The sequence below is a fragment of the Methanobacteriaceae archaeon genome (assembly GCA_013403005.1).
Lineage (GTDB): Archaea > Methanobacteriota > Methanobacteria > Methanobacteriales > Methanobacteriaceae > Methanobacterium.
Genome location: JACBOA010000005.1, coordinates 1 through 23837 on the forward strand (window position 1 = coordinate 1; position 23837 = coordinate 23837).

Consider the following 23837-nt stretch of genomic DNA (forward strand, 5'->3'; position numbering starts at 1 on the left):
CTGAGGTTAAGGAGCCTGAGGTTAAGGAGCCTGAGGTTAAGGAGCCTGAGGTTAAGGAGCCTGAGGTTACAGTTGATCGTTCTGAACTTCTTAAAAAGTATGGTATTAAAGATGTTGAAGATCAAGAAGTGGAAGATCTCCTGCAATCTTATAAAGGTGGTATAATTAATGATGATGATGTGGAAAAAGTTGAGTTAGCTCTTATGAACCTAATCAAAAAATCAGTACTTGGAATTCCTAAAATAACAGGAACCGAGGTCATGGTGTTCTTGGATAATTATAAGGAACTTTCTGGAACTATAAATATCATCACCGAATATGAAAGTCAGGGTTTCCTAAATCGAATAATGGGTCAGAATAGAACAGCTGCCAATCTCAGAAGACAAATAATTAACATAGCAGAAATTGCCATAAAGAAGAGTTTCAGGCAGTACCCAGAAGTAGTGGAAAAATTTGACATTAATGTAGAGTTTACTTAAAATTAAGGAAGATCAACGAGGAATAGGAAAGGAGTAGTAATATAATATTAGGAGGAATTTGATGACAAGAGTGATAACAGTTGCATCAGGGAAAGGTGGAGTTGGAAAAACTACTATCACTGCAAACTTAGGTGTAGCCCTGGCTACCTACGGAGAAGAAGTCATTGTTTTGGATGCTGATGTAGCAATGGCCAACCTGGAACTGATTCTGGGTATGGAAGGAAAATCAGTCACATTACACGATGTTCTCTCTGGAGATGCAGATATTGAAGATGCTATTTATGAAGGACCTGGTGGAGTGAAAGTAGTACCAGCAGGTATATCACTTGAAGGTCTAAGGAAAATCAAAATGGACCGCTTGGAAAATGCTTTGGAAATCCTAATTGAAAGTGCGGATATATTACTTATTGATGCTCCTGCAGGTCTTGAAAAAGATGCCCTGGCTGCTATAGCCGCAGCACAGGAAATGATACTGGTAACCACTCCGGAAGTACCATCCATCAGTGATGCACTAAAAACCAAAATTGTTGCCAACCGTCTGGGTGTGGACATCCTGGGAGTAGTCATAAACCGTGAACAACACGATAAAACCTTCCTCACCATCAGTGAGATTGAAACCATTCTGGAAGTTCCAGTAATAGCTGTGATTCCAGAAGACACAGAGGTCAGTCGAGCAGCAGCTTTCGGAGAACCATTAGTTGTAAAAAACCCTAAATCACCTACCAGCAATGCAATAATGCAACTAGGTGCAGATCTGATTGGTGAAGAATACCAGCCAATCGAACCAGATAAAAAAGGCGTTATATCCAAACTGGTGGAAGGCCTGCTGGGACGGAGATAATAATTTTAATTTTTTATTGGGAGTAATATGTCTAGGTTTATTGCTCTAGCATCCGGAAAGGGGGGAGTGGGAAGAACGTCCCTTACTTTTAACTTAGGGGTAGCTTTAAGCCTTTTCGGTGAAGAAGTGGTTATGTTGGATCTGGATCTGATGATGTCCAACATGGATGTAATCACCGGACTCTTAAACCCCGAAGTTACCTTACATGATGTATTAATGCGTGACAAGGCAGTTCAGGACTGCGTGTATCAGGTTAATCAAGGAGCACTAGTAATACCCACGGGAATGCACTTTGAAACCCTTAAAACAATAAATCCCAATTATGTATCATGGAAAAGGATAATAGAAGAAATAGCTTCTTATGGTAACATTTTCCTAATGGATTTACCCTCAGGAATAAATTCTAACATATTCGAAGCCCTTCCAGAAGATACTGAAGCTATATTGGTAACTAATTCCACCATGCCTGCAGTTGCCGATGCGCTTAAGATCAGAATACTCTTAAACGAGCTTAATATAGATATTCTAGGTTTTGTTTTGAACATGTGGTATGATGATAAATTCCTACTTTCAGTTAAAGAAATTGAATCAATTCTGGAAGTACCAATGATATCAGTTGTTTCATATGACCGGGAAATGGATCGTTCCATAGCATTAGGAAGCTCAGTGATGGAGTTAAACCCAGCATCCCCTATAAGTAATGAAATAATGCAGCTAGCAGCAGACCTAGTTGGAAAACAATACAAACCAGTCCAACCAGACAAAGAAGGCATTATGGAGAGAATTAAGAAATTTGTGGGTATTCTACCAGAAAACAAATAAACTTATATTGAATTATGTGTATTAGATTCATCCAATTGAATATTTAATCCAATTATATCCATATAGATTTTAAATTATTCCATAATTTAATTTAAAAAAAAATTTTTTAATTCAAAGAAATGGAAAGCATTAAACTGGATGTATCCTGTTTGGGAACATGTAATATTGATTTTATCAGTAAAGTACCTTATTTCGCATCTTCTGATGAAGAAATAAACGTTGAAAAGTTATTTTTCTCCTTAGGTGGATCAGCTCTGAATTTTGCATCTAGAATTAGCTCATTGGGATTTAAAACAGGAATCCTTTCACGAGTAGGAAAGGATTATTATGGGGAATTAGTAAGAACAGAACTGGAACATCACCTTGAAATCTGTAATGTTATCCCAATTGAGGGTAATACTGGAATGGCTTTCATAGCCATCGATGATACTGGTAGAAAATCTGTATACAGTTACATCGGAGTTAATTCCAGGTTCAAACTTGAAAAAGAAGATATAAATCTTATTAAACATTCTAATCTACTGCATGTCACCGGCATGTACTGGGAAGTTGCTGAAAAAGCATCAAGATATTCTAATAGATTATCTTTTAATCCCGGACCTGCTTTATGTTCTATAGGGATAGATAAGCTAAAAAAAACCATAAAAAAAACTGAAATACTCTTTTTGAATCATAAAGAGGTTTATATTCTGACGAGAATGAATGAAGAGGATGGAATTTCTTACCTGGTAGAACTAGGTGTTCCGGTGATTGTAGTGACCCGTGGAAGTGAAGGGGCCAGATTGTTCACTGAAGATGAGACTATTTTCTCCCCATCCATCAAAGTTAATGCAGTGGATACCACAGGTGCAGGGGATAACTTTGCTGCAGGGTTTGTTGCAGCTTATCTAAAAAATGAAAAACTCAAGTATTGTCTAGATTATGCTAATCAGGTAGCATCTTCTTGTGTACAGCAAGTGGGAGGATCTCTGATTCCAACAAAAAATCTTACACTTTAGAGATCTTACACTTAGAGAATTTCTTAAACTTTAGATAAATTCAAAAAAATAGGATTTTAGGAATCAATGGTAGTTTAAAAACCAAAAAAGGCTGCGGCATTTTTGTGGCATAAAAGTTTAATTTTACTATCAGACCAACCAGCCAGTTTCATTCTATGCACTGTTTTGGGAACAGATAATGGGTCAGAAGGTGAAGAACTCATATCACTATCTATAATAAACCTCTCAGGCCCATAATCAGAAATGCTTGCTTCTAAAAGTTGGACTGCTTCGGTGGGGGTCATTTTCTGTGGCTGGACAGTGATCCCTAGCATCCCACCAAAGTTTCCCATAAGATCAATAATAGATGGATCCACATGATCCACCACCACCCTTGATGGATCGATATTATCTTCAATTATAGAAAGGGTTTTTATGGTTATTTCTCTTTTATTACGTCTGGGTGTATGAACTACCACTTTTATTCCCATTTCCTCAGCCATCTGAAGCTGAGTTTTGAAAACCTCTTTTTCAAGTTCAGATGCAGTTTCAAGACCAATCTCTCCCAGGGCAGCCACTTCATCCATTTCCAGAAACCAGGGAAGTTTTCGAAGTACCAGTTTATAATCCTGACAAATACTTCGAGGGTGAAGTCCTAATGCTGCTTTAAGGGTTAAACCACTGCTTTCAGCCCGCTTTAAATCGTTTTCAATAATACGGTAGAAATGATCCAGCACTACTGCAGAAGTGCTCATCCTCAAGGGATCATGGGCTAAGGTGAGGGCTGATTCAATTCCAGCCACCGCCATCATCTCAAAATCTTCATATGGCCTGCAATCAGCGTGTATATGTGCATCTATCATTACAACTCAACTCCTAACATTCCACAGATTTATGGATTTTACTGCATAAAGAGCTTGTCCATTGATCATATTCTATCATATCCTCAGATTTCTCTCATATCACTCTTATGATCATATCCCTTGTTATCAAATAAGTCCTAAAGTTATTAAGAGCTTTGCACTTATATAATAATAAGAGTCATCTTCAAATATTGAAATTGAGGTGTGAGTATGGATGTAGAAGAAATGGCAAAAAAGGCCACCATGAAAGATTTAAAAGAAATAGCCAAAAAACATGACATTAAACTTGGTCGCTGCCCCACCAAGCTAAAAATCGCTAAATTAATTCCCAAAGAAGAACTAGAGGCTCTTGTTAAAAAATAATCTAAAAAAATAATCTTCTACCAATTTTAAAAGAGTTTAAAAGATTTTTTCACAGAAAAACCTTTTTTATAGCAAGGTATAGTTAAAAGTAGTAAAATATTCAGTGATTTGAAGCTTTTAAATTGCTTCAAGATCATTGAAATTAATTTTCTTATTTAGAAGGCCGTTCATTGTTTCTGGAATTTCAGTTACAGGTAAACGGACTTGTTTTTGAGAATCTCTTTCTCTGATAGTCACGGTACTGTCTTCTAATGTTTGATGGTCCACAGTTATGACAAATGGCGTACCAATCTCATCAGAACGAGCATACCTACGACCAATGGTTCCAGAAGTATCCACTTCTGCTATTACACCTTCACCTCGTAGATCATTCATTATATGTTCTGAAGCAAGCACCAGATCATCTTTATTCACCAGAGGGAACACATTTACTCCCACAGGAGCAATATCTGGAGGGAAATGGAAAATATTCCTGTCATCTTCCTTTGCAAAGGAGTGAAGAAGTACAGAATAGGTTATACGGTCAATACCGTAAGAAGGTTCAATAACATGAGGATATATCTTTTCTCCCCTGATAGTTTCTTCCACTTCTTCAAAGGATAAGAGGTCAGGTGTTAGCTGGTATGTTGCTCCATCTAATTCCATTTTATAAACATTTTCTTTTTCAAATGCTTCTTTTATGGTTTCAGGTTCTGTTTCTTTAAGTGCAACCATTATTTTAGGGGCATCACCCTTGAATAAAGGTCCGAATTTTTTCATGTCAGGTTTAGCCTCTAACTGGGTGATGGTTTTAGGTTCAGGGTATTCTATGAATACTCGCAGGTCTTCAGTACTGTACTGGCTATGGGATTTAAGGTCGAAATCGGTACGGTCAGCAATCCCTATAACTTCTATCCAGCCATAACGGTCAGTATGTACTTCCACATCCCAGCAGTCAATGGCATAGTGGGCCATCTCAGTTTTAAGATGCTGACGGAACCTTATCATATCTGAGGGTATTCCAAGTTCTTCCATGAACCTGTCTGCCAGACATAACTGGTAGGTCAGGATTTCACTGGAAACCACACCTTTTTCAACTGCCTCCCTGGCGGTGAGTTTGATAGGTTCTCCACCCTTTTCCTGAATATCTGCAGGGTATAAAGTAAGAATTTGGTCTGCCACATCCAAAAAACGGGGATGGCTCTTATCTTCAGGATTGACAAAGATTTCAGCTTCTGCTTGAGTGAACTCCCGTAGCCTTATAACACCCTGACGTGGTGAAATCTCATTCCGGTAAGCTTTGCCCAGTTGCACCACACCAAATGGAAGTTTCCCACGATAAAATCTTAACAACCTCTTGAATGGGATAAATATTCCCTGAGCCGTTTCAGGACGCATATAACCTGTTTTTTTACCCTTTGCACCAATAAGAGTCTGGAACATAAGGTTATAACTCCAGATGTGGGTTAAATGACCTCCGCAGCGGGGGCAGCGAATTTGTTCTCTGGATAAAATTTCTGTGAGTTCCTGATTTTCCAGACCCTCAACTTCTTCCCCAATAGCATCTTTAATAATGTGATCAGCTCTGAACACCTCTAAACATTCCTTACATTCAGTCATGGGATCATTGAAGTGATCAACATGTCCGGAGGCTTTAAGAGCTTCTTCTGGCATGATGGTGGGGGATTCTATTTCATAAAAACCTTCACCAACAAGATAAAAATCACGCCATTTGTTCATTATTTTATTTTTTAAAATAGCACCTAAAGGACCGTAATCAAAAAATCCAGCAACTCCAGAATAGATCTCGAATGATGACCATAAAAATCCTCGTTTCTTGGAAATATTCATTACATCCTCATTTTTCATTATAATCCTCTCAATCTCAAATTAAAAAATATAAACCTTATTTTTCCTTTTTTATAGTTCAATTTATTAAAAAATTTTCATCCAATTAATGCGATTTGGAATAATGAACTTTTTATAACTCTTTTTTTTGGTTTTAGTGATTTAAAGCTATATTTACCCTAATTTTTCCTGATTTTAATTATTGGACAGCCAATATTCCCACGCTTTATTAACAGATTATTTTTTTTATAAAATTTATTCCAAGATCCTACTAAATTAGAGTATTATTGTCTTAGAGCAATTTTGTCTGTTTACGATCCCTTATCTCGTAATCATGTTTTATTTTACTGGTAACTGGCCTATCCTGGCCCATATACTTACTATCTCTCTCAGGATGGCCGTAGGGTCGCTCGGATGGGCTGGTCATGGTTTCGAACACGATTTGACATACTCTCTGACCAGTGTATAAAGCTACTGGCATTTTACCTATGTTGGATATCTCCAGGGTGATCTTCCCCTCGAACCCCGGGTCAATGTAACCCGCAGTCACATGCATGGTGATACCCAACCGTCCCATGGATGAACGCCCCTCCACACGTGCCACCAGGTCGTCAGGGAGTTTAACTGCTTCATAGGTGGTGGCCAGAGCAAATTCCCCCGGGTGGATGATGAATGCATCCCCCTGTTCTAAGTGAAATGACTCCATGTATGATTCCAGATCTGATTTATCTAAAGGATCAATACATGGTTTACGGATAATACGGAAACCCTTAAATTCATTACCAATTCTTAGATCTACTGATGATGGTTGGATCTGTCTTCCAGGGTCTTCCAATGGGTCAATGGAAATTTTCCCTTCTTCCAAGTATTTCTTGATGTCACGGTCACTTAGAATAGCCATTCTGCTCCCTCTTGCCATTTTCAAATATTATAAATTTCTATAGCTATAATGATTTTAAATAGTTTTAATTACATTCTATCTCTTATTCTCCGAAACATCCCTTTGAGTGTATGAGCTTCTCTTCCAGATATAAATGCTCTTCCCAAAATTCTTCTGAATACAGTTGATGCATTCTTCTTTTTATGGGGTGGATAATCCAGTTTATCCAGCACATCATCCACATAATCAATTAAACCCTGTTTCTCCTCTAAAGATGCTTCATCCAAATCTTCCACCGGATAATCTTTCTGAGTTCTAAATATTTCATAGAAAATTATGGCTGCTGCGTGTGTAATGTTAAGTATGGGGTAAGATTCATGAGTGGGAATGGAAACCACCACGTCACAGAGTTCAAGTTCATGATTAGTGAGACCATTTCCTTCTCTTCCGAATATGAGGGCAATTTTCCCTTTGACCTTTAAGGATTGGGCTAAATTTTCAGGGGTAACCGCAATACGGGGAATATTATAACTTCCTCCAGCAGTCCCTGTACTTCCCACTGCAAAATCTATTCGTTCATTTTCCAGAAATTCATGTAGTGAATCATACTCCTGGTGGTTGTATATGATGTTACGAGCATGCATGGATTGATAATAGGCTTCATGTTCCAGTTTGCAGGGATTAATTAGAACTAAATGCTCCAAACCGAAATTTTTCATGGTTCTGGCAAGAAAGCCTATATTGCCCGGAGTTTCTGGCTCCACAAATACCACATAAATCATTTCAACCAGCTTAAACCTGCTTTAGGCGTTTTAGTTATGTTAAATAATTTAAGATTCGTATGCTTTCTCCAGAAGGGTGAGTATGTTCATAACTTCCAGTTTGACTCCTTCTCTCTCCAGACTGGCCCGGATGTTGTTTTCACAGAAGGGACAGATGGTGATCACAGCATCAACATCAAGTTTTTCCACCATTTTTGCTTTTTCACGTCCCAGAGCCTCAGCAATCTCTGGTTTACCAGACCTTACACCACCCCCTGCACCACAGCACTGGTCCGGGGTGTCCATCTCCACGAAATCCAAACCTTTAATTTTCCGGAGTATTTCACGAGGCTCATCACGGATCCCCTGACCTCTAATAAGATGGCATGGGTCATGATAAGTTACTCTCATATTAACGGGCTTCATATCCTTGGTATTTAGTCTATCAACCAAGTATTCGCTGATGTCCATCACATTGAGCTTGACTCCATACTCGGGGTAATCCTTTTTTAGGGTGGCTCCACAACCTGCGCAGACAGTGATGATGGTATCATAACCCTTCAATGCTTTGGCATTCTTTTGAGAGAGTTCCTTCACCACATCAGTCTGCCCGGTCCGGATCATTGGAGAACCACAGCAAACTTGCCCTGCTGGAACTACCACTTCCACATTATGATTATTCAAAACATTTAAAAGGGATACTCCTATCTCTGGCAGCCTATAATCAACCAGACACCCAGTAAAGAATGCTATTTTTTCTTTTTTTCCTTCACGGTCAGTTTCATCATGATCAACCATCTCAGCTTCCTGTTTTTTGATAGTTGTTTTCATGAAACCAGCCCTCATAGGACCTTCTTCCATGGGTTCTACAGATCTGCCCGTCTTTACAATGAGTTCTTTTACCGAACGGTGGGGAGGTAGTGGTCCGATACCTTCCTGGCAAGCTATCTCCCTTAATTTTTCAATGGCACCTCCGAAGGTGTTAATTTCTTTAGGACAGACCTCCACACACTTGGCACATGATGTGCAGCAGTATAGTCCTTCTTCAACTCCTTCTTCAGCACGGTCTGCACAGTCACGCGGGTCCATGGCAAATTTCGAAAGGTAACGCATGAAGTAGGGACCTGCGAATTCATCGTTCACCTTCAAAACCGGACAGGCTGACAAGCAGGAGTAACAGTCAATACAGCTCCTTAATTTTTTGGTATTGGTAAGTTCTTCCGGGTTTAAAATTGCAGGGCACTCGGCAATTTCACAATCATCCTCTAGAAACAGATCCATTTTTTTAACTTTCTCCTCTACTGAACCACGTTCCACAACCAGATCCTTAATTACAGGAAGATCAAGGGGTCCAATAATATCTCCATCTTTTATTTCCTTTTTACAGGCCAGAGCCATTTCTCCATTCACCTTCAGGGCGCATGAACCGCACTGACCTGCCCTGCAGGAGGAACGATAAGCTATATTAGCTTGATGATGCTGATTGATGTAGTTTAAAGCATCCAATACCTTCATTCTTTCCTTTTTTTCCACAGAATAGGTTTCAAGGTGTGGTTTTTCATCTTCAAGGGGATAGTACCGTAAAACACTTATTTTAATCATTTCCATCTCCAGGTGAGTTCAATCCTAAAAGTTCCATTTGAATGATGTATTATGAATTATATGGGTTTAGATCATAATTTATTTAATTTAGTAAAATTTCGATTCCATATTATTAAAATAAGAATCATTAGATATTAGGTGGACTTGCTATAAAAAATATTATAGAAAAAACTGTTACAGAAAATTTAATATAATTTTTTTAAAAATTTCATTTTTATATATTCTAATTCAATTCTTTTTTTTTTATTAAAAATTTTTATTTTATGAAATTATTTCATTGAAATAGAAGGAAGAAATATCTCTGGCACTTACACTACAAATTTTTAACTAACAACCAGTAAATAGATAATTCTTCTTCATTTTTTTTATAGTCCGGATATTTTAAAGCTACTAGGTTCCAGAAATCTTTATTGTGTTTTCTTATTTTAAGGTGACAGATTTCATGATGCACCACATATTCAATAAGACTTTCAGGAAGATATTTAAGACGTGAATTGATATTTATGTTTCCAGAATTACTGCAACTACCCCAACGGGTTTTCATCTTTCGAAAACTAACTCTATTAACCTTTAAATCCATTTCTTTTGATAAAGCATTCACCAGTGATTTTACCAATTCTCTAAATTCATTTTCCTCACGACTAAAATCCAGCTTCCTATCTTCAGATTCGATTTTCAACCTATTTATTCGTGATATCTTCTGATATATCCAATTTTCATGTTTTTTTATGAAATTTTGGTAGTCATTAACACCATGGGGCATTATAAGGTCAAGTTCACCATTTTTTATCTCTAAACGCGCATATTTCACCTTCCGGTGGAAAACATGGTACTTTACCTCAATATCATTAATTTTGACTTTCATCGAGTTAATTATAATTCATCATCAAATAAATTTTATTCTAAAAAGTAGGAAATTTAATATTATCGTCATAGGAATGTTATTTCAATGTATATGGGCTGTTTTACTCCACAGACATCCTGATGAGGTGGTGATGATGGAGTCAGGATATGAAAAATACTATGTTCAGCACTTTATATTCAGCACATATTTTTTATTAGTGGAATCTTCTGGTGGCATGGATATGGATTCTAGTCCAGGAACCGCCATTTATTAGGTTTTTAAGGATGATATGGACAATCAGGGACAAATTTAGAGATTAATGAAGTAGTAATTCTAGAGATTGGTCTAATCGGGAGATATCTATTGAATACCTATTGAAATATTTGACAAAGGGCATATTCCCAGAAGGAATATAATTCAATTGGAAGTCTCATCCATACTACCCCTGACTCAAGCCCAATCCAACACAGGTAACCATAACCCAGAACCAATAAAAATTTCAAATAATTATCTAAATACTCAAGTGCCAACCTATGGATCAGTAATACTCACAAATGCAATAATATAACTTAAATTACGAGGTTAGGCTTTCATTGGTCAAATATTTTTATTAGATGTGGGAAAAATTGGATTATATGCTGGGAGAAGTAACTGGTAAAAAAAATGTATGGTGAATATTTGATGAAACAATTTATTCAAAACTATAAATAAGTTAAAAATAAGTTAAAAACTACAATCTTATAGAATAATTGTTTAATAGGAAAGTTTTCTATCCATATAACTATCCATATAATTATTAAAATCATAAAATAACCTAAAAAGTATTATTGTAATAGGTCTATCTAAGAGTTGAATTTATCTAATCTAAATCCATTGAATATACTTGACCAACATATCTAAATCAGGCTTTTCAAGGGATAACATAAGTAAAATATCCCTCTATGAGTAAATTAGGAAGATAATTATGAATATCAGAGAAATCCTCACTGGACAAGATCAGGATAAACTGTTTTTACTGGGTAATGAAGCTGCGGTGCGAGGTGCACTGGAAGCAGGGGTTAGTGTTGCCAGCACCTATCCTGGAACACCATCCTCAGAGATTGGAAACGTTTTATCCGCACTTGCAGAAGATGCAGGCATGTATTTTGAATTCTCCATCAATGAAAAGGTGGCACTGGAAGTAGCTGCAGCTGCAGCAGCATCCGGTTTAAGATCATTCACCTTCATGAAACACGTGGGAGTTAATGTGGCCTCTGACTCCCTGATGAGTGTGGCCTACACTGGAGTGAGGGGAGGGATGGTGATCATCACTGCAGACGACCCCTCCATGTTCTCCTCCCAGAATGAACAGGACAACCGGCACTACGCACGACTGGCCAACATACCACTCCTGGAAGCCTCCAGTCCCCAGGAAGTCAAGGATCTCATGAAATATGCCTATGAATTATCAGAAGAATTCCAAATACCGGTTATCTTACGCACAACCACCAGGGTATCCCATATGAGGGGCGTAGTCCAATTGGGACCAGTAAAAAAAGCACCAGTTAAGGGACACTTCCAGAAAGATCCAGAGAGATTCGTTCCAGTGCCAGTCACTGCCCGGGTAATGCACCAGAAACTGGTGGAGAAAATGGACCAGATAGAGTTAGTCGCCAATAAATCCACCTCAAATTCCATCTATGATAAAGGGGGAAATGTGGGTGTTATAACCAGTGGCAGTGCCTATAACTATGTGGCTGATGTGGTGAATGAAAACGGGCTACCAGTAAACATCCTCAAATTAACCTTCACCTATCCCTTCCCTGAGAAAAAGGTTCGTGAATTTCTTGAGAAGTTTAACCGGGTTCTGGTGGTGGAAGAAGTTGATCCCATAATGGAAAAAGAAGTACTGGCCATTGCAGGTAAATTCAATCTTAACACCAATGTTCATGGTAAACTGGACGGTGTTATGCCCTTAATATATGAATACAACCCGGATATAATACTGGAAGGATTCGCCCGGATGATGGGTGTGGAAGTTCCTGCTAAAGAAACAGTCCAAGCATCAGTGGAACTTCCCAACCGGCCACCCACCCTCTGCCCAGGATGCCCCCACAGAGCAGCCTATTTTGAAGTTAAAAAAGCTGCCGAGAATCTGGGAATTGATGATCTCATATTCCCCACAGACATTGGCTGCTACACCCTGGGAATAGAATCTCCCTATGAGGTGGCAGATTATCTTTTATCCATGGGATCGTCCATTGGAACTAGTTGTGGATTTAGTAAAGCCACAGACCAGACAGTGGTAAGTTTTATAGGGGACTCCACCTTTTTCCATGCTGGAATTCCACCATTAATCAATGCGGTGCACAACAAGAACCGATTCGTCCTGGTGATACTGGATAACCGGACCACGGCCATGACTGGTGGACAACCACATCCCGGACTCCCAGTGGATGGAATGGGACTGGAAGCACCGGAAATATCCATACCAGACATAGTTAGAGCCTGTGGTGTTGATTTTGTGGAAATAATTAATCCCCTCAATGTACGCAAATCCAGAGAATTGTTTGAACAAGCCCTCCAGTTTAAAGGAGTAGCAGTGGTTATCTCCCAGTACCCCTGCATGCTCATAAAAAGCAGAGATGAGAAGGCAAAAAATTTTATAATCCAAGTTATGGATGATAAATGCTCAGGCTGTGATACCTGTGTAATGGAATTAACATGTCCAGCCATATACACCCGAGATGATGGTAAAATCCGTATTGATCCACTAATGTGCAGAAGGTGCAATGTGTGCGTGCAGACATGCCCTGAAAAGGCAATAAGGGCTAAAAAAATTGATAAAGCTGTGATGGAAGAAAATTTCGATAAAAAACTAAAAAATACCACTCTTGAGGAGGATGAATAAATGCATCCCTACAATATATACATTTCTGGAGTAGGTGGTCAGGGAATTATAAAAACCTCAGTGATCATGGGTGAAGCAGCCATGAAAAATAACTTGCCAGTGGTGGGGGGTGAAATACATGGTATGGCCCAGAGGGGAGGAGTAGTATCCACTCAGATGAAGATGGGAGACTCACACAGTCCATTAATAGAAGAAGGAAAAGCAGACCTCCTCTTAGCCTTCGAACCACTGGAAGCATTAAGGGCCATAAACATGGTAAACCCGGATACCTATGTGGTTATGAACACATCACCCATCTATCCCTTTAACATCAGGCAGAGCAAACAGCCCTACCCTCATTTATCAACCATACTGGGAGATCTAAAACAGCGTGCCAAAAGGGTGATAGCCATGGATGCAGAGAATATGGCAAAAAAGGCTGGTCACATCCTGTCAGTGAACATGGTAATGTTAGGAGGGGCAGCAGCTGTACCCGGATTCCCCCTGGATAAAGAGATAATTATAAAGTCAATGCAGGACAATCTACCCGAGAAGAGCATTCCCGTAAATAGGAAGGCCTTTGAGGCAGGATACAAGTTCTGCTCTGACAGACTATGAACATGAACAATTATCTGAATTTAATAGCAGTTTTGGGGAATATTTTATGGGCATTTCAGATAATTAAAGATAAATCTGTAATTCAAAGATTTTTAACACATTATCATGAATTTCTTCCCTATTTTCATGACTTTTTCATTTTTTTGTTTTATTAATTAGGTCACTCGTCTTAAAAAAGCTAATTTTCACCAAATGTGGCTATTGAGCTTTTTTTTGTTTTTTTTATTCTTATTAAGCTACTAGAATCTATTTAAAAATAAATAAATCCTTCCTTAATTTCCGCAGACAAAAAAACAGCTTTTTATTAGAATTACCAGTACCAATCAATAAAATTTTATTAAAAGATGAATATAGTAATTGTTTACAGAAACTTTTAAAACAATTAAATTATTTTTCAGAAGAGAATCTTTTAGATTGTAGATTGTGATTAGATTTAAAAACTCTAAAAGGATGGCTTAGAAATTTGAAATAGATGAGTTAGAAGCGTGAGAGAGGGTGAGAATATGGGTGATGAAAGCCAAAAAAGTGCTATGAGTGGAACCACAAATATTGATTGGTGGCCAAACAGATTGAATCTGGATATCCTGCGGCAGCATTCTGAAAAGTCCAATCCCATGGATGCGGATTTTAACTACGCTCGTGAGTTTGAAAGTCTCGACTTGGATGCTGTGAAGAAGGACCTCCTTGAAATTATGACTGATTCACAGGACTGGTGGCCTGCAGATTTCGGCCACTATGGACCTTTGTTCATCCGTATGGCTTGGCACAGTGCCGGAACCTACCGTGTCAGCGATGGACGTGGGGGTGGGGGGCGTGGAAACCAGCGCTTCCCTCCATTAAACAGCTGGCCTGATAACGCTAACCTGGACAAGGCAAGACGATTGCTCTGGCCTATAAAACAAAAATATGGCCGTAAAATATCTTGGGCCGACTTAATGATCCTCGCTGGTAATGTGGCCCTTGAATCTATGGGCTTTAAAACCTTCGGTTTTGGGGGAGGACGTGAGGATATTTGGGAGCCTGAAAAAGACGTATACTGGGGTCCTGAGACAGAATGGCTTACAGATCAGCGCCATACAGGTGATCGTGAACTTGAAAAACCACTGGCTGCCATTGAAATGGGACTGATTTACGTTAATCCTGAAGGCCCTGACGGAAAACCAGATCCTGTGGCTGCAGCTCATGATATAAGGGAAAGTTTTGCGCGCATGGCCATGAACGATGAGGAGACTGTGGCCCTCATAGCTGGTGGCCATGCTTTCGGCAAAACCCACGGTGCAGGTGACCCCAAATATGTGGGACCAGAACCAGAAGCAGCCCCCATCGAAGAACAAGGTCTGGGCTGGAAAAGCAGCTACGGCACCGGGAAAGGCAATGACACCATTACTGGTGGCCCGGAAGTTATCTGGACCAAGACCCCCATTAATTGGGATAACAACTTCTTACGAAATTTATTCGAATTCGAATGGGAGCTGGAGAAAAGCCCGGCTGGTGCCTACCAGTGGAAACCCAAGGGCGGTGCTGGTAAAGATACAGTGCCTGATCCCCATGACCCATCCAAACGTCGCACCCCGGGTATGCTGACCACAGACCTTTCTTTAAGGTTCGACCCAGAATACGAAAAGATTTCAAGACGTTTCTATGAGAACCCGGAGGAACTGGCTGAAGCCTTCGCCAGGGCCTGGTTCAAATTAACCCACCGTGACATGGGCCCCCGTTCACGCTACCTCGGACCGGAAGTACCTGAGGAGGAGCTAATCTGGCAGGACCCCATCCCATCAGTCAACCATGAATTAATCAATGAACAGGACATCAAGTTTTTGAAAGCTGAGATACTGGCCAGTGATCTATCAATCAGGGAAATGGTTTACACTGCCTGGTCTTCGGCATCCACCTTCCGCGGCTCAGACAAGCGGGGTGGTGCCAATGGTGCTCGTATTCGCCTGGCACCCCAGAAGGATTGGGAAGTTAACCAACCGAAACAGTTAGCCAGAGTGCTGCAGACACTGGAGGACATTCAGGCTGATTTTAACCAAGCACAATCGGGTGATAAGAGAGTTTCCCTGGCGGACCTAATTGTTCTGGCGGGATGCGCTGGAATTGAACAAGCTGGCAAAAATGCCGGATACAATCTAGAGGTGCCCTTTAATCCGGGACGCATGGATGCCCTGGAAGAACAGACTGATGTGGATTCATTCGCCGTGCTTGAACCATTCGCAGATGGATTCAGGAACTATCAGAAAGCACCCAGCCCACTTAGGCCAGAGGAGTTGCTGGTGGACAAAGCGCAACTTTTAACACTTACAGTTCCTGAGATGACAGTGCTCATTGGGGGGATGCGTGTTTTAAATGCCAACTATGAACAATCACCCAATGGAGTTTTCACAGATAGGCCTGAAACACTTACCAATGATTTCTTCGTGAATTTACTGGACATGCAAACAGAATGGAGGGCAACAAAAGATGAAAACCTGTTTGAAGGATGGGACAGAGCAACTGGTGAATTAAAATGGACAGCAACCCGCACTGACCTCATATTTGGTTCAAACTCTGAACTCAGGGCACTGGCTGAAGTCTATGCATGTGCAGACTCCCAAGAGAAGTTCCTGCAGGACTTTATAAAAGCCTGGGACAAGGTCATGAACCTGGACAGGTTCGACCTGACCTAATGGTGAAAAAACTAGTCAATGATTAGTTTCATCTTAAAATCTTATTATTTCTTTTTTCCTATATGCTTATTAATAAATGTAAATATTTGTTTTAATTTATATACGATTGTTAAACAATTCTTTCTAAATTAGAAATTCAAATAGATATTTAAATAGATATTACGAGTATTATGAGAATTTTTACACCAGCACATTATTCGAGGTGCATATGGCTGACTACAATTTGGAGGTTAAAAGAAATTTTTGGGATTTATTGATAGAGAATAAGGGAAGAATAACATCAAAACTTATCTTTCAGAATTAAGATTCCATTTTACAACCTATTACTTAAAAAACCAGATTTAGTGTCTTAGAAAATAGAATAACAGGATGATACCAGTATTATTATATAAAATGAATTAAAAAATTTCCTTAAAAAGAGTTTATGAATAAAATGTTAATAAGAGGATAAAACTGGCATTTACCAGTTATAAACATCCTCTGAGGGTATTATGGTAGCTCCACCTTTCTCAAGAGCTTCTAAACCTGCATCTATATCTTCCGGATGCAGTAATACAATAGCTCTTTCTTCTTTTTCATCTACAAATGCGTAAAGATAATCAAGGTTTATATCTGAGTCATCAAGCATTCCCAATATACTGCTGAGTCCTCCTGGCTGGTCAGACATTTCCACTGCAATCACGTAGCCCACTTTCACTACAAAGTTATTTTCTTCTAGAACTTTTTTGGCTGCATCTGGTTCTGGAACAATCAGTCGTAGAATCCCGAAGTCTGATGTGTCTGCTATGGATAGTGCTCTAATATTGAATCCGGCTTCTGCCAGAACTTCCAGAGCATTCCTCATTCTACCCTTTTTATTCTCAAGAAATATGGATAACTGTTTTATTTTCATAAGCTGATCCCCTTTATGATAATTCTCTTTTATCAATCACTCTTACTGCTTTACCCTCACTACGTGGAAGTGTTTTAGGTTCCACCAGGGTAACATCAACTCTCAGACCAATCTCATTTTGAATGTAATTTTCTATTTTCTTTTTTATTCCCACCAGTTCCTTCACTTCATCAGAGAAGAGCTTGGGGGATGTTTCCACCTGAACTTCCAGTTCATCAAGGTGATGAGGCCGGGTTACAATGATCTGGTAGTGTGGTTCAATACCATCCATCTTCAGAAGTGCCTTCTCAATTTGGGAGGGGAACACAGCCACCCCCCGGATCTTGAGCATATCATCAGTCCTTCCGGTGATGCGATCCATTTTCACATGGGTCCGGCCACAGGCACATGTCCCGTTTCTAAGACATGTAACGTCTTTGGTTCTAAAACGAATAATGGGCATTCCTTGCCTGGTTAGAGTGGTAAGGACAAGTTCACCCTTCTCCCCCTCAGGGAGGACTTCCAGGGTTTGTGAGTCAATGATTTCTGGATAGAAATGGTCTTCCATCACATGTAAACCATCCTGTTCTGAGCATTCCAGAGCCACTCCAGGTCCTATAATCTCAGTTAGTCCATAAATGTTATATGCCGGGGCATTAAAGCGGTTTTGAATTTCCTGCCTCATTTCTTCTGTCCACATTTCTGCTCCAAACCCGATTGATTTTAATTTAAGGTCTTCCTTGGTTAAACCTTCCTCTTCAGCCACTTCTGCCAGGTAAAGGCCATAGGAGGGGGTGAAGATTAAAACAGTAGTTCCGAAATCCTTCATTATCTCGATCTGTCGTCTTGTCTGTCCGGTGGAGATGGGAATAACTGTGGCTCCAATATTCTGGGCACCATAATGCACTCCGAAACCACCGGTGAATAGGCCGTAACCATGGGTGTTCTGTATTATATCATCTTCAGTGAGTCCGAACATGGTCAAACCCCGGGCCATGACCTCGCTCCAGATCTGGATATCTTCCCTGGTGTAACCGGATACTGTGGGTTTCCCGGTGGTTCCAGAGGAGGTGTGTACCTCTACTATCTCCCTATGGGGCACTGCAAACATTCCAAAAGGATACGCTGCACGAAGATCATCTTTGGTAGTTAAAGGAAGCTTTTTGATGTCATCTAATGTTTTAATATCCTTTGGTTTAACTCCTTCTTCATCAAAACGTTTCCTGTAATAAGGAACATTTTCATAGGCCCTTTTAACCACATCCTGCAGTCTTTCCAGTTGCAGTTCTTCTATTTCTTCTCGAGACGCACATTCGATTTTCTCATTCCAGATCATATTCAATCTCCTGGCCATTAATTAAATTAAGAATCACTTTTCAACTTTTTCTATTACATGGAAACTGTTTATCACTTTATCCATCTCATTTTTATATTCCAGAAGCGGATCATCAAATACGAAAATTAAGAAATATGCTGTATTATTCTTTTTGAAAGCTATTCCTCTGGTTGTGAAAACAGTATCTCCTGGTTTGTAGTTTGCTTCAAGTTCATAGGCCGTGGTGTTATCAATGGTCAGATCACCTTCATAGTAGATCATCCCATTTTTTAGAATATTAGACCTCCAAGCTGCTACCAGATAGGTGAAGTTTTGCAGCCCTAAATCCTGTTTAAAGATGGTAAAACTATTATTTTCATTTTTTGAAACAGTTACTATGAATTTGTACTGATTAGTGCTGTTACCAGTGCGGGTAACATTCCAACCCTCTGGATAGTCAAAAGATATGTTTCCATCTGAATAATGATTTTGGAAAGTAGTGAAATTGTTGGTAGTATTGTTGGTGAAGTTGTTAGGTCTATCAGCAGCAGACCAAACAGCAATGGAAATTATTATAATTATTAAAATTGCAAGGCCAACCAGGCTTAATAATGGCCTTTCACTCACAATCTGTTTAGCATTTTTTAGAAGATCTACTTTGGATTCTGTTTTCTTTTCAGTATCAGGAGTTCTCAGTTTCAGAGGCCCATCATTTTTATTTGCATCTTCCTTTGTCTTTGATTTAAGGGAAGTAACTTTATTTTTAATGCCAGTTTCTGGTTTATTAATTTTAAGAGAACCTAACTTTTCCTTAATAAGGTTGATGTTTAGTTTTTCTAATTTAAGAGAACCTTCCTTCTCCTGTTTACTAGTTCCTGGCTTTCTCAGTTTTGGGGGGATTTTTTCGCTCAAAAAATTCACACTCTCAAGTGATTCCCTTTTATCTTATTTGATTTAAAGGTAATTTAACCCTATCTAAAACCATATTTAACCTAGTAGATATGAGAGCATTTGATCCCAAGCATTATTTAAATTTGTAGATAAGTAACAACCCTAAATCTTTTTATCATATCTTATTTATTGTTTATATTAAAAAATTCGTTAGTTATTTATAATCTTCTTTCCCTCATTAATCATTGTTAATAATGATAAACTTTTAACAAGGAGGTTGTGATTTCATGGATTTACTGATACTGAGTCTTGTTGTTTTGATTTATATCATGATAACTGGTTATGTGGGATATGTGGCCTGGCGCAGAACAAAAAGTGCAGATGATTATCTGGTTGCAGGTAGAAAAACACATCCCTTCATAATGGCCCTGAGTTATGGGGCCACATTCATCAGCACTGCAGCTATTGTGGGATTTGGTGGGGTAGCTGCTAACTATGGTATGGGTATACTCTGGCTGGTCTTTTTAAATATCATTGTCGGAATATTCATCGCCTTCGTATTCTTTGGAAAACGTACACGTAAAATGGGACACAATTTGGGTGCTTTAACCTTTCCTGAATTTTTATCCAAACGTTTTGACAGTCGATTCATACAGTTCTTCTCCGGTGCAGTGATATTCATTGGGATGCCACTTTATGCTTCGGTAGTATTGATCGGAATGGCCCGATTTGTGGAGACCACCTTACAAGTGGATTATAACATAGCATTAGTTGTGATGGCGGTCATTGTGGCCTTATATGTTATTTTTGGCGGTATAAGGGGTGTGATGTACACCGATGCCCTGCAGGGAAGTATAATGTTTTTTGGTATGATATTTTTACTCATTGCCATCTACTGGATACTAGGTGGAGTGACTGATGCCAACCAAGCCCTAACCAACCTGGTGAATGTGGTACCTGCCAATGCAACAGCAGCGGCCAAATCCACAGGATTCACAGGATGGACATCCATGCCCGCCATGGGAAGCCCATTCTGGTGGACACTGGTCTCTAGCCTAATTTTGGGGGTGGGTATCGGTGTTTTATCCCAACCACAACTGGTAGTCAGATTTATGACTGTCAAATCAAACAAGGAATTAAACAGAGGAGTACTAATCGGAGGATTATTTATATTTGTGATCACCTTCGGTGCCTATGTGGTAGGTGCACTTTCCAATGTCTATTTCTTCCAGACAACAGGACAGACTGCAGTGCAGGTGGCAGGAGGTAATTTGGACAAGGTTATCCCTGCATTTATCACTGCAGCAATGCCTTTATGGTTCACATACCTTTTTATGGTAACCCTTTTATCCGCAGCCATGTCCACACTATCAGCACAGTTCCATGTGCAGGGAACTGCCTTGGGAAGAGATGTATACGAGACTGTACTTCAAAAAACAGGAGGATCCTCAGTAAGGGTGGCTAGAATGGGAATAGTTATAGCCGTGGTTATTGCAGTTATTCTGGGATTCATCTTACCAGCCAGTATAGTGGCCGTAGGAACTGCTATATGGTTTGGGATAACTGCAGCAGCATTCCTGGCAATTTATGTGGCAGCTCTATACTGGAAACGTGCTACAAGAGAAGGGGCAATTGCAGGATTAGTATCAGGAGCAGTTGTAAGCCTCATATGGTTAGTATTCGGCTTTAAAAAATCTGCAGAAGCTTTAGGAGTTTCCAAAGCTTTAATAGGACAAACCACGATTATAACCACGTTGCCCTGGCCCACAGTGGATCCCATGATTGTAGCCCTTCCCGTGGCCATATTGATGACTATAGTGGTCAGTTTGCTCACCAAACCTCCTGAAAAGGAATTCCTGGATAAGTGTTTTGAGGGAGTTGATGGCTAGGGATAATTATCCCTTTTAAAAGGGGAATAACACTAGATTATTCCCTATCTTAGATTTTTATGAAAATTAGTGTATTTCCATTTGAAAAAAATAAAATAAATAGCTGGGATGAAATCTTCCGAAATCCATGTCCGGTCAGTTTATATACTTTCAAAACAGGTTCTGTGTTCATAAACAGGAAGGGTGCCCTTAATCCTCATCATCCCCATGACAGATTAGTAACTGATGAGAAATTAGAGGTACCAATACTGGTTCACTGGATTCATCATGAAGAGATGGGTGATTTTCTTTTAGATGCCGGTTTGGACAGCTCATATATCAATGATCCAAAAGGAGGTTTAAGGGGATCTTCAGTTGATGAATTTCAACTGGAAATGCATGAAAATATTTCCTATCACATATCAAAACATAATATAAATCTTCAAATGGTATTTTTAAGCCATCTTCACCCAGACCATGCAGCTGGAGTTAGAGAACTTCCCAAAAACATCCCCTACGTTATAAGTAAAGGAGAATATCAGGAATATCACCCTGAGATCCATGGTGATTTTTTGGAAGGACTGGAAGAATTACATGAAATTGATTTCTCTAAGGCCTCTGAAATTCCACCCTTTGATCATTGCGTAGATATTCTGGGGGATGGATCATTGTGGGCTATTTTAACTCCAGGACACACACCCTCACACATCTCTTTTCTAACAAATGGCTTGGAGGGGCCTATTTTTTTAACCATGGATGCTAGTTTCATACATGAAAACCTGGAATGCGGTGTTGCACCCTCTGATTACACATGGGACGTGGAAAAGGCACAAGAAACACTGGAGAAAATAATTGAATTTTTAAAGAGGTATCCTCAGGTGAGGGTGGGTGCGGGTCATGATGTTTTAAAATAAAATCATTTTAAGATTGCTTGAAAAATTAATTACAAGATTCATATCACTCTTTTTATTAAAGATAGATATTTTTTAACCTTTTTATAAAATTCAAAACCGATAATATAGGAAAAAAATAAGTATGAGGGGAATCTAATTCTTACCACTGGATGGCATATCTTGGACATTAAAGTTTCAACAGGGACTTATAAATAGACTTAAATCAAATAAATACATTTAGATTGATTAATTTAAAAAGAGGGGGATTTTCATGCTGAAAAATAGAAACTTATTGATAGGTCTTTTTGTAATAATCCTGGGGATTATGGTCATGGTATTTCCATTGATAGGTGTATTTGCTGCCAGTATTATTGATGGTATCATTTGTTTACTAATTAGCTTATGGATAATTTTACACGGTATTCAGGGTTGGAAAGTTAACAGGACAAGTTCTTCTGCCTTTTTAGTTTTAGGCATAATAGGGTTCACAATTGGATTTTTAATTATAGGTAATATTAATTTATACAGCTTTTTCTTTGGAATAACATTTTACCTGGCAGGGTTAATTCTTTTAATAGTAGGTATATTATTTATTTTAATGGGAGAAGACCGCAACATGAAACTTATAGGAGTTCTAGGGGTGATAGTTGGTATTCTATCTATTATTTTAGGCTATTATTCCATGAATCCTTTTTTCGTGGCGCTGGTCATTGGTTTTTTCCTCATTGTCTATGGGATACTAAAAATCATGAATAAGGTCTAATGGTTTTCTTTTTTATCATATAAACTAAGCAGGAGCTATATTTAATGGAAAGATATGTTAGATGCCAGTCTCAATATCAGGAAAATTAGGTTCAAAAAAAAGGATGGTGGGTCTATTTTTTATTTACCTTCGTGAAATTGCCCTTGGCAGATAAGCTGTAGCGGGTTATTGTTTGATTTTTTTTGGTTGGTCATATGGACAAAAATAACACAAATAAGATTTCTGATGATTCAGAGGAAGAAAAAAAGCTGAAGGACAAAATGGATAAACAGCTTTCTCCACGAAGATCTTTATTTCGAATTGTAATCGCTATTCTGGCTTTTCTATGGTTTTTGGCTGGTGGTTCTGCTCAAACTGTTTTATCTTTATCTGGTGGGGGATTGGGATTAGTGGGTGTTGTTTCTTTTCTAATAAGAAATCCAGTTTCATTTTTAATAATAGGGTTCATACAAGTGGCACTGGGCCTAATTTTTTATTTCTTTTTCTTTTCTTATTATTTCATGATAATATTCCATTTTATTTGGTCTATTAGATGGTTTTACGGTTATAAGATGTATCGAAAATTAAAAAGATAGCAATCAGTGATTATAATTTTTACTAATTTTGTTCTTTGAATCATTTTCAAATAATCTACAACATGAGCATCTGAACTTTTAAAATTTTTAAATTTTTTCAAAAGATCAATTTTCCTTTTATCTAAGAACTTCTGCACTAGGGCTGAGTTAAATAAGGTCTTAATTCCATAATAAGGTCCTATTCAAAAAAACCCGAATTAAAGGTTTTAAAACATTTTTGTATTCAAATTTTCGCTTTTTTAGAGC

General features: G+C 38.8%; 22 protein-coding genes. 13 read left to right on the top strand and 9 right to left on the bottom strand.

All coding sequences use genetic code 11. The features are described from left to right. From HVN35_05025 to HVN35_05040, 4 genes are all read left to right on the top strand, one after another. Positions 1-479: DUF2226 domain-containing protein (locus tag HVN35_05025; GenBank protein NYB51900.1), on the top strand; the 479-nt coding region annotated here is incomplete at its 5' end. 61 nt (positions 480-540) lie between these two features. After that, entirely contained in the window at positions 541-1320 is a 780-nt protein-coding gene (locus HVN35_05030; GenBank protein ID NYB51901.1) for a P-loop NTPase, read from the top strand. Positions 1321-1347: 27 nt separating this feature from the next. Beyond that, positions 1348-2142, top strand: coding sequence for a P-loop NTPase (locus HVN35_05035; protein NYB51902.1), 795 nt, complete (start codon positions 1348-1350; stop codon positions 2140-2142). 119 nt (positions 2143-2261) lie between these two features. Further along, positions 2262-3140 (top strand): carbohydrate kinase family protein, encoded by an 879-nt coding sequence (locus tag HVN35_05040; protein ID NYB51903.1) that lies wholly within the window; start codon positions 2262-2264, stop codon positions 3138-3140. Between the two features lie 74 nt (positions 3141-3214). Here the strand turns inward: HVN35_05040 and HVN35_05045 are convergent, their stop codons facing one another. Next, positions 3215-3982: a TatD family hydrolase gene (locus HVN35_05045; protein ID NYB51904.1), complete on the bottom strand. Its 768-nt coding sequence runs from the start codon at positions 3980-3982 to the stop codon at positions 3215-3217. 210 nt (positions 3983-4192) lie between these two features. Here HVN35_05045 and HVN35_05050 point away from each other — a divergent pair, with 210 nt between their 5' ends. Then, positions 4193-4345 carry a hypothetical protein gene (locus HVN35_05050; GenBank protein NYB51905.1) on the top strand — a complete coding sequence of 51 codons (153 nt, stop codon included), beginning with the start codon at positions 4193-4195 and terminating at the stop codon, positions 4343-4345. Between the two features lie 117 nt (positions 4346-4462). Here HVN35_05050 and glyS read toward each other — a convergent pair whose 3' ends face one another. The 5 genes from glyS to HVN35_05075 form a co-directional block, all read right to left on the bottom strand. Then, positions 4463-6193 carry a glycine--tRNA ligase gene (glyS, locus tag HVN35_05055; protein ID NYB51906.1) on the bottom strand — a complete coding sequence of 577 codons (1731 nt, stop codon included), beginning with the start codon at positions 6191-6193 and terminating at the stop codon, positions 4463-4465. Between the two features lie 271 nt (positions 6194-6464). Continuing rightward, on the bottom strand, positions 6465-7073 hold the full coding sequence (locus tag HVN35_05060) for a dCTP deaminase (GenBank protein ID NYB51907.1): 609 nt from the start codon (positions 7071-7073) through the stop codon (positions 6465-6467). Positions 7074-7141: 68 nt separating this feature from the next. Continuing rightward, positions 7142-7834 (bottom strand): TrmJ/YjtD family RNA methyltransferase, encoded by a 693-nt coding sequence (locus HVN35_05065; GenBank protein NYB51908.1) that lies wholly within the window; start codon positions 7832-7834, stop codon positions 7142-7144. Between the two features lie 48 nt (positions 7835-7882). Next, positions 7883-9415: a succinate dehydrogenase/fumarate reductase iron-sulfur subunit gene (locus HVN35_05070; GenBank protein NYB51909.1), complete on the bottom strand. Its 1533-nt coding sequence runs from the start codon at positions 9413-9415 to the stop codon at positions 7883-7885. Between the two features lie 313 nt (positions 9416-9728). Then, a complete protein-coding gene (locus HVN35_05075) occupies positions 9729-10280 on the bottom strand; it encodes a M48 family metallopeptidase (protein ID NYB51910.1) in 552 nt (183 codons plus the stop codon). Positions 10281-10353: 73 nt separating this feature from the next. On the opposite strand from HVN35_05075, the gene HVN35_05080 reads away from it, so the two are divergent. The 4 genes from HVN35_05080 to katG all read left to right on the top strand — a co-directional run bounded on the left by HVN35_05080 (position 10354) and on the right by katG (position 16415). Beyond that, complete coding sequence (locus HVN35_05080) at positions 10354-10533, top strand: hypothetical protein (protein ID NYB51911.1); 180 nt, start codon at positions 10354-10356, stop codon at positions 10531-10533. A 690-nt stretch (positions 10534-11223) separates the two neighbouring features. Further along, positions 11224-13149, top strand: coding sequence for an indolepyruvate ferredoxin oxidoreductase subunit alpha (iorA, locus tag HVN35_05085; GenBank protein NYB51912.1), 1926 nt, complete (start codon positions 11224-11226; stop codon positions 13147-13149). Next, positions 13150-13746: an indolepyruvate oxidoreductase subunit beta gene (locus HVN35_05090; protein NYB51913.1), complete on the top strand. Its 597-nt coding sequence runs from the start codon at positions 13150-13152 to the stop codon at positions 13744-13746. It begins immediately after the preceding gene. 503 nt (positions 13747-14249) lie between these two features. Next, positions 14250-16415: a catalase/peroxidase HPI gene (katG, locus tag HVN35_05095; GenBank protein ID NYB51914.1), complete on the top strand. Its 2166-nt coding sequence runs from the start codon at positions 14250-14252 to the stop codon at positions 16413-16415. Between the two features lie 460 nt (positions 16416-16875). Here katG and HVN35_05100 read toward each other — a convergent pair whose 3' ends face one another. From HVN35_05100 to HVN35_05110, 3 genes are read right to left on the bottom strand one after another with little or no spacing between them, the layout of a single operon-like run. Then, a complete protein-coding gene (locus tag HVN35_05100; GenBank protein ID NYB51915.1) occupies positions 16876-17307 on the bottom strand; it encodes an ACT domain-containing protein in 432 nt (143 codons plus the stop codon). A gap of 13 nt (positions 17308-17320) precedes the next feature. Further along, the gene (locus tag HVN35_05105; GenBank protein ID NYB51916.1) at positions 17321-18622 is read right to left on the bottom strand and encodes a phenylacetate--CoA ligase; all 1302 of its coding nucleotides are present in this window, start codon (positions 18620-18622) and stop codon (positions 17321-17323) included. A 33-nt stretch (positions 18623-18655) separates the two neighbouring features. After that, positions 18656-19513 (bottom strand): hypothetical protein, encoded by an 858-nt coding sequence (locus HVN35_05110; protein ID NYB51917.1) that lies wholly within the window; start codon positions 19511-19513, stop codon positions 18656-18658. A gap of 266 nt (positions 19514-19779) precedes the next feature. Between HVN35_05110 and HVN35_05115 the strand changes: the two genes are divergently transcribed. From HVN35_05115 to HVN35_05130, 4 genes are all read left to right on the top strand, one after another. Next, complete coding sequence (locus tag HVN35_05115; protein ID NYB51918.1) at positions 19780-21381, top strand: sodium:solute symporter family protein; 1602 nt, start codon at positions 19780-19782, stop codon at positions 21379-21381. Between the two features lie 59 nt (positions 21382-21440). Beyond that, positions 21441-22274: an MBL fold metallo-hydrolase gene (locus HVN35_05120; GenBank protein NYB51919.1), complete on the top strand. Its 834-nt coding sequence runs from the start codon at positions 21441-21443 to the stop codon at positions 22272-22274. A gap of 250 nt (positions 22275-22524) precedes the next feature. Beyond that, positions 22525-23016, top strand: a complete 492-nt coding sequence (locus tag HVN35_05125; GenBank protein NYB51920.1) for a DUF308 domain-containing protein — start codon at positions 22525-22527, stop codon at positions 23014-23016. A 194-nt stretch (positions 23017-23210) separates the two neighbouring features. Beyond that, positions 23211-23591: a hypothetical protein gene (locus HVN35_05130; GenBank protein NYB51921.1), complete on the top strand. Its 381-nt coding sequence runs from the start codon at positions 23211-23213 to the stop codon at positions 23589-23591. Positions 23592-23837 lie beyond the last annotated feature (246 nt).

Bases quoted from the DNA above. Each gene is read 5' to 3' on its own strand.
- HVN35_05035 (NYB51902.1), top strand. From the start codon at position 1,348: ATGTCTAGGTTTATTGCTCTAGCATCCGGAAAGGGGGGAGTGGGAAGA.
- HVN35_05030 (NYB51901.1), top strand. From the start codon at position 541: ATGACAAGAGTGATAACAGTTGCATCAGGGAAAGGTGGAGTTGGAAAA.
- HVN35_05075 (NYB51910.1), bottom strand. From the start codon at position 10,280: ATGAAAGTCAAAATTAATGATATTGAGGTAAAGTACCATGTTTTCCAC.
- HVN35_05120 (NYB51919.1), top strand. From the start codon at position 21,441: ATGAAAATTAGTGTATTTCCATTTGAAAAAAATAAAATAAATAGCTGG.
- HVN35_05090 (NYB51913.1), top strand. From the start codon at position 13,150: ATGCATCCCTACAATATATACATTTCTGGAGTAGGTGGTCAGGGAATT.
- HVN35_05065 (NYB51908.1), bottom strand. From the start codon at position 7,834: ATGATTTATGTGGTATTTGTGGAGCCAGAAACTCCGGGCAATATAGGC.
- HVN35_05130 (NYB51921.1), top strand. From the start codon at position 23,211: ATGGACAAAAATAACACAAATAAGATTTCTGATGATTCAGAGGAAGAA.
- HVN35_05070 (NYB51909.1), bottom strand. From the start codon at position 9,415: ATGATTAAAATAAGTGTTTTACGGTACTATCCCCTTGAAGATGAAAAA.
- katG (NYB51914.1), top strand. From the start codon at position 14,250: ATGGGTGATGAAAGCCAAAAAAGTGCTATGAGTGGAACCACAAATATT.
- HVN35_05115 (NYB51918.1), top strand. From the start codon at position 19,780: ATGGATTTACTGATACTGAGTCTTGTTGTTTTGATTTATATCATGATA.
- HVN35_05050 (NYB51905.1), top strand. From the start codon at position 4,193: ATGGATGTAGAAGAAATGGCAAAAAAGGCCACCATGAAAGATTTAAAA.
- HVN35_05045 (NYB51904.1), bottom strand. From the start codon at position 3,982: ATGATAGATGCACATATACACGCTGATTGCAGGCCATATGAAGATTTT.
- HVN35_05100 (NYB51915.1), bottom strand. From the start codon at position 17,307: ATGAAAATAAAACAGTTATCCATATTTCTTGAGAATAAAAAGGGTAGA.
- HVN35_05125 (NYB51920.1), top strand. From the start codon at position 22,525: ATGCTGAAAAATAGAAACTTATTGATAGGTCTTTTTGTAATAATCCTG.
- glyS (NYB51906.1), bottom strand. From the start codon at position 6,193: ATGAAAAATGAGGATGTAATGAATATTTCCAAGAAACGAGGATTTTTA.
- HVN35_05080 (NYB51911.1), top strand. From the start codon at position 10,354: ATGTTATTTCAATGTATATGGGCTGTTTTACTCCACAGACATCCTGAT.
- iorA (NYB51912.1), top strand. From the start codon at position 11,224: ATGAATATCAGAGAAATCCTCACTGGACAAGATCAGGATAAACTGTTT.
- HVN35_05105 (NYB51916.1), bottom strand. From the start codon at position 18,622: ATGATCTGGAATGAGAAAATCGAATGTGCGTCTCGAGAAGAAATAGAA.
- HVN35_05040 (NYB51903.1), top strand. From the start codon at position 2,262: ATGGAAAGCATTAAACTGGATGTATCCTGTTTGGGAACATGTAATATT.
- HVN35_05060 (NYB51907.1), bottom strand. From the start codon at position 7,073: ATGGCTATTCTAAGTGACCGTGACATCAAGAAATACTTGGAAGAAGGG.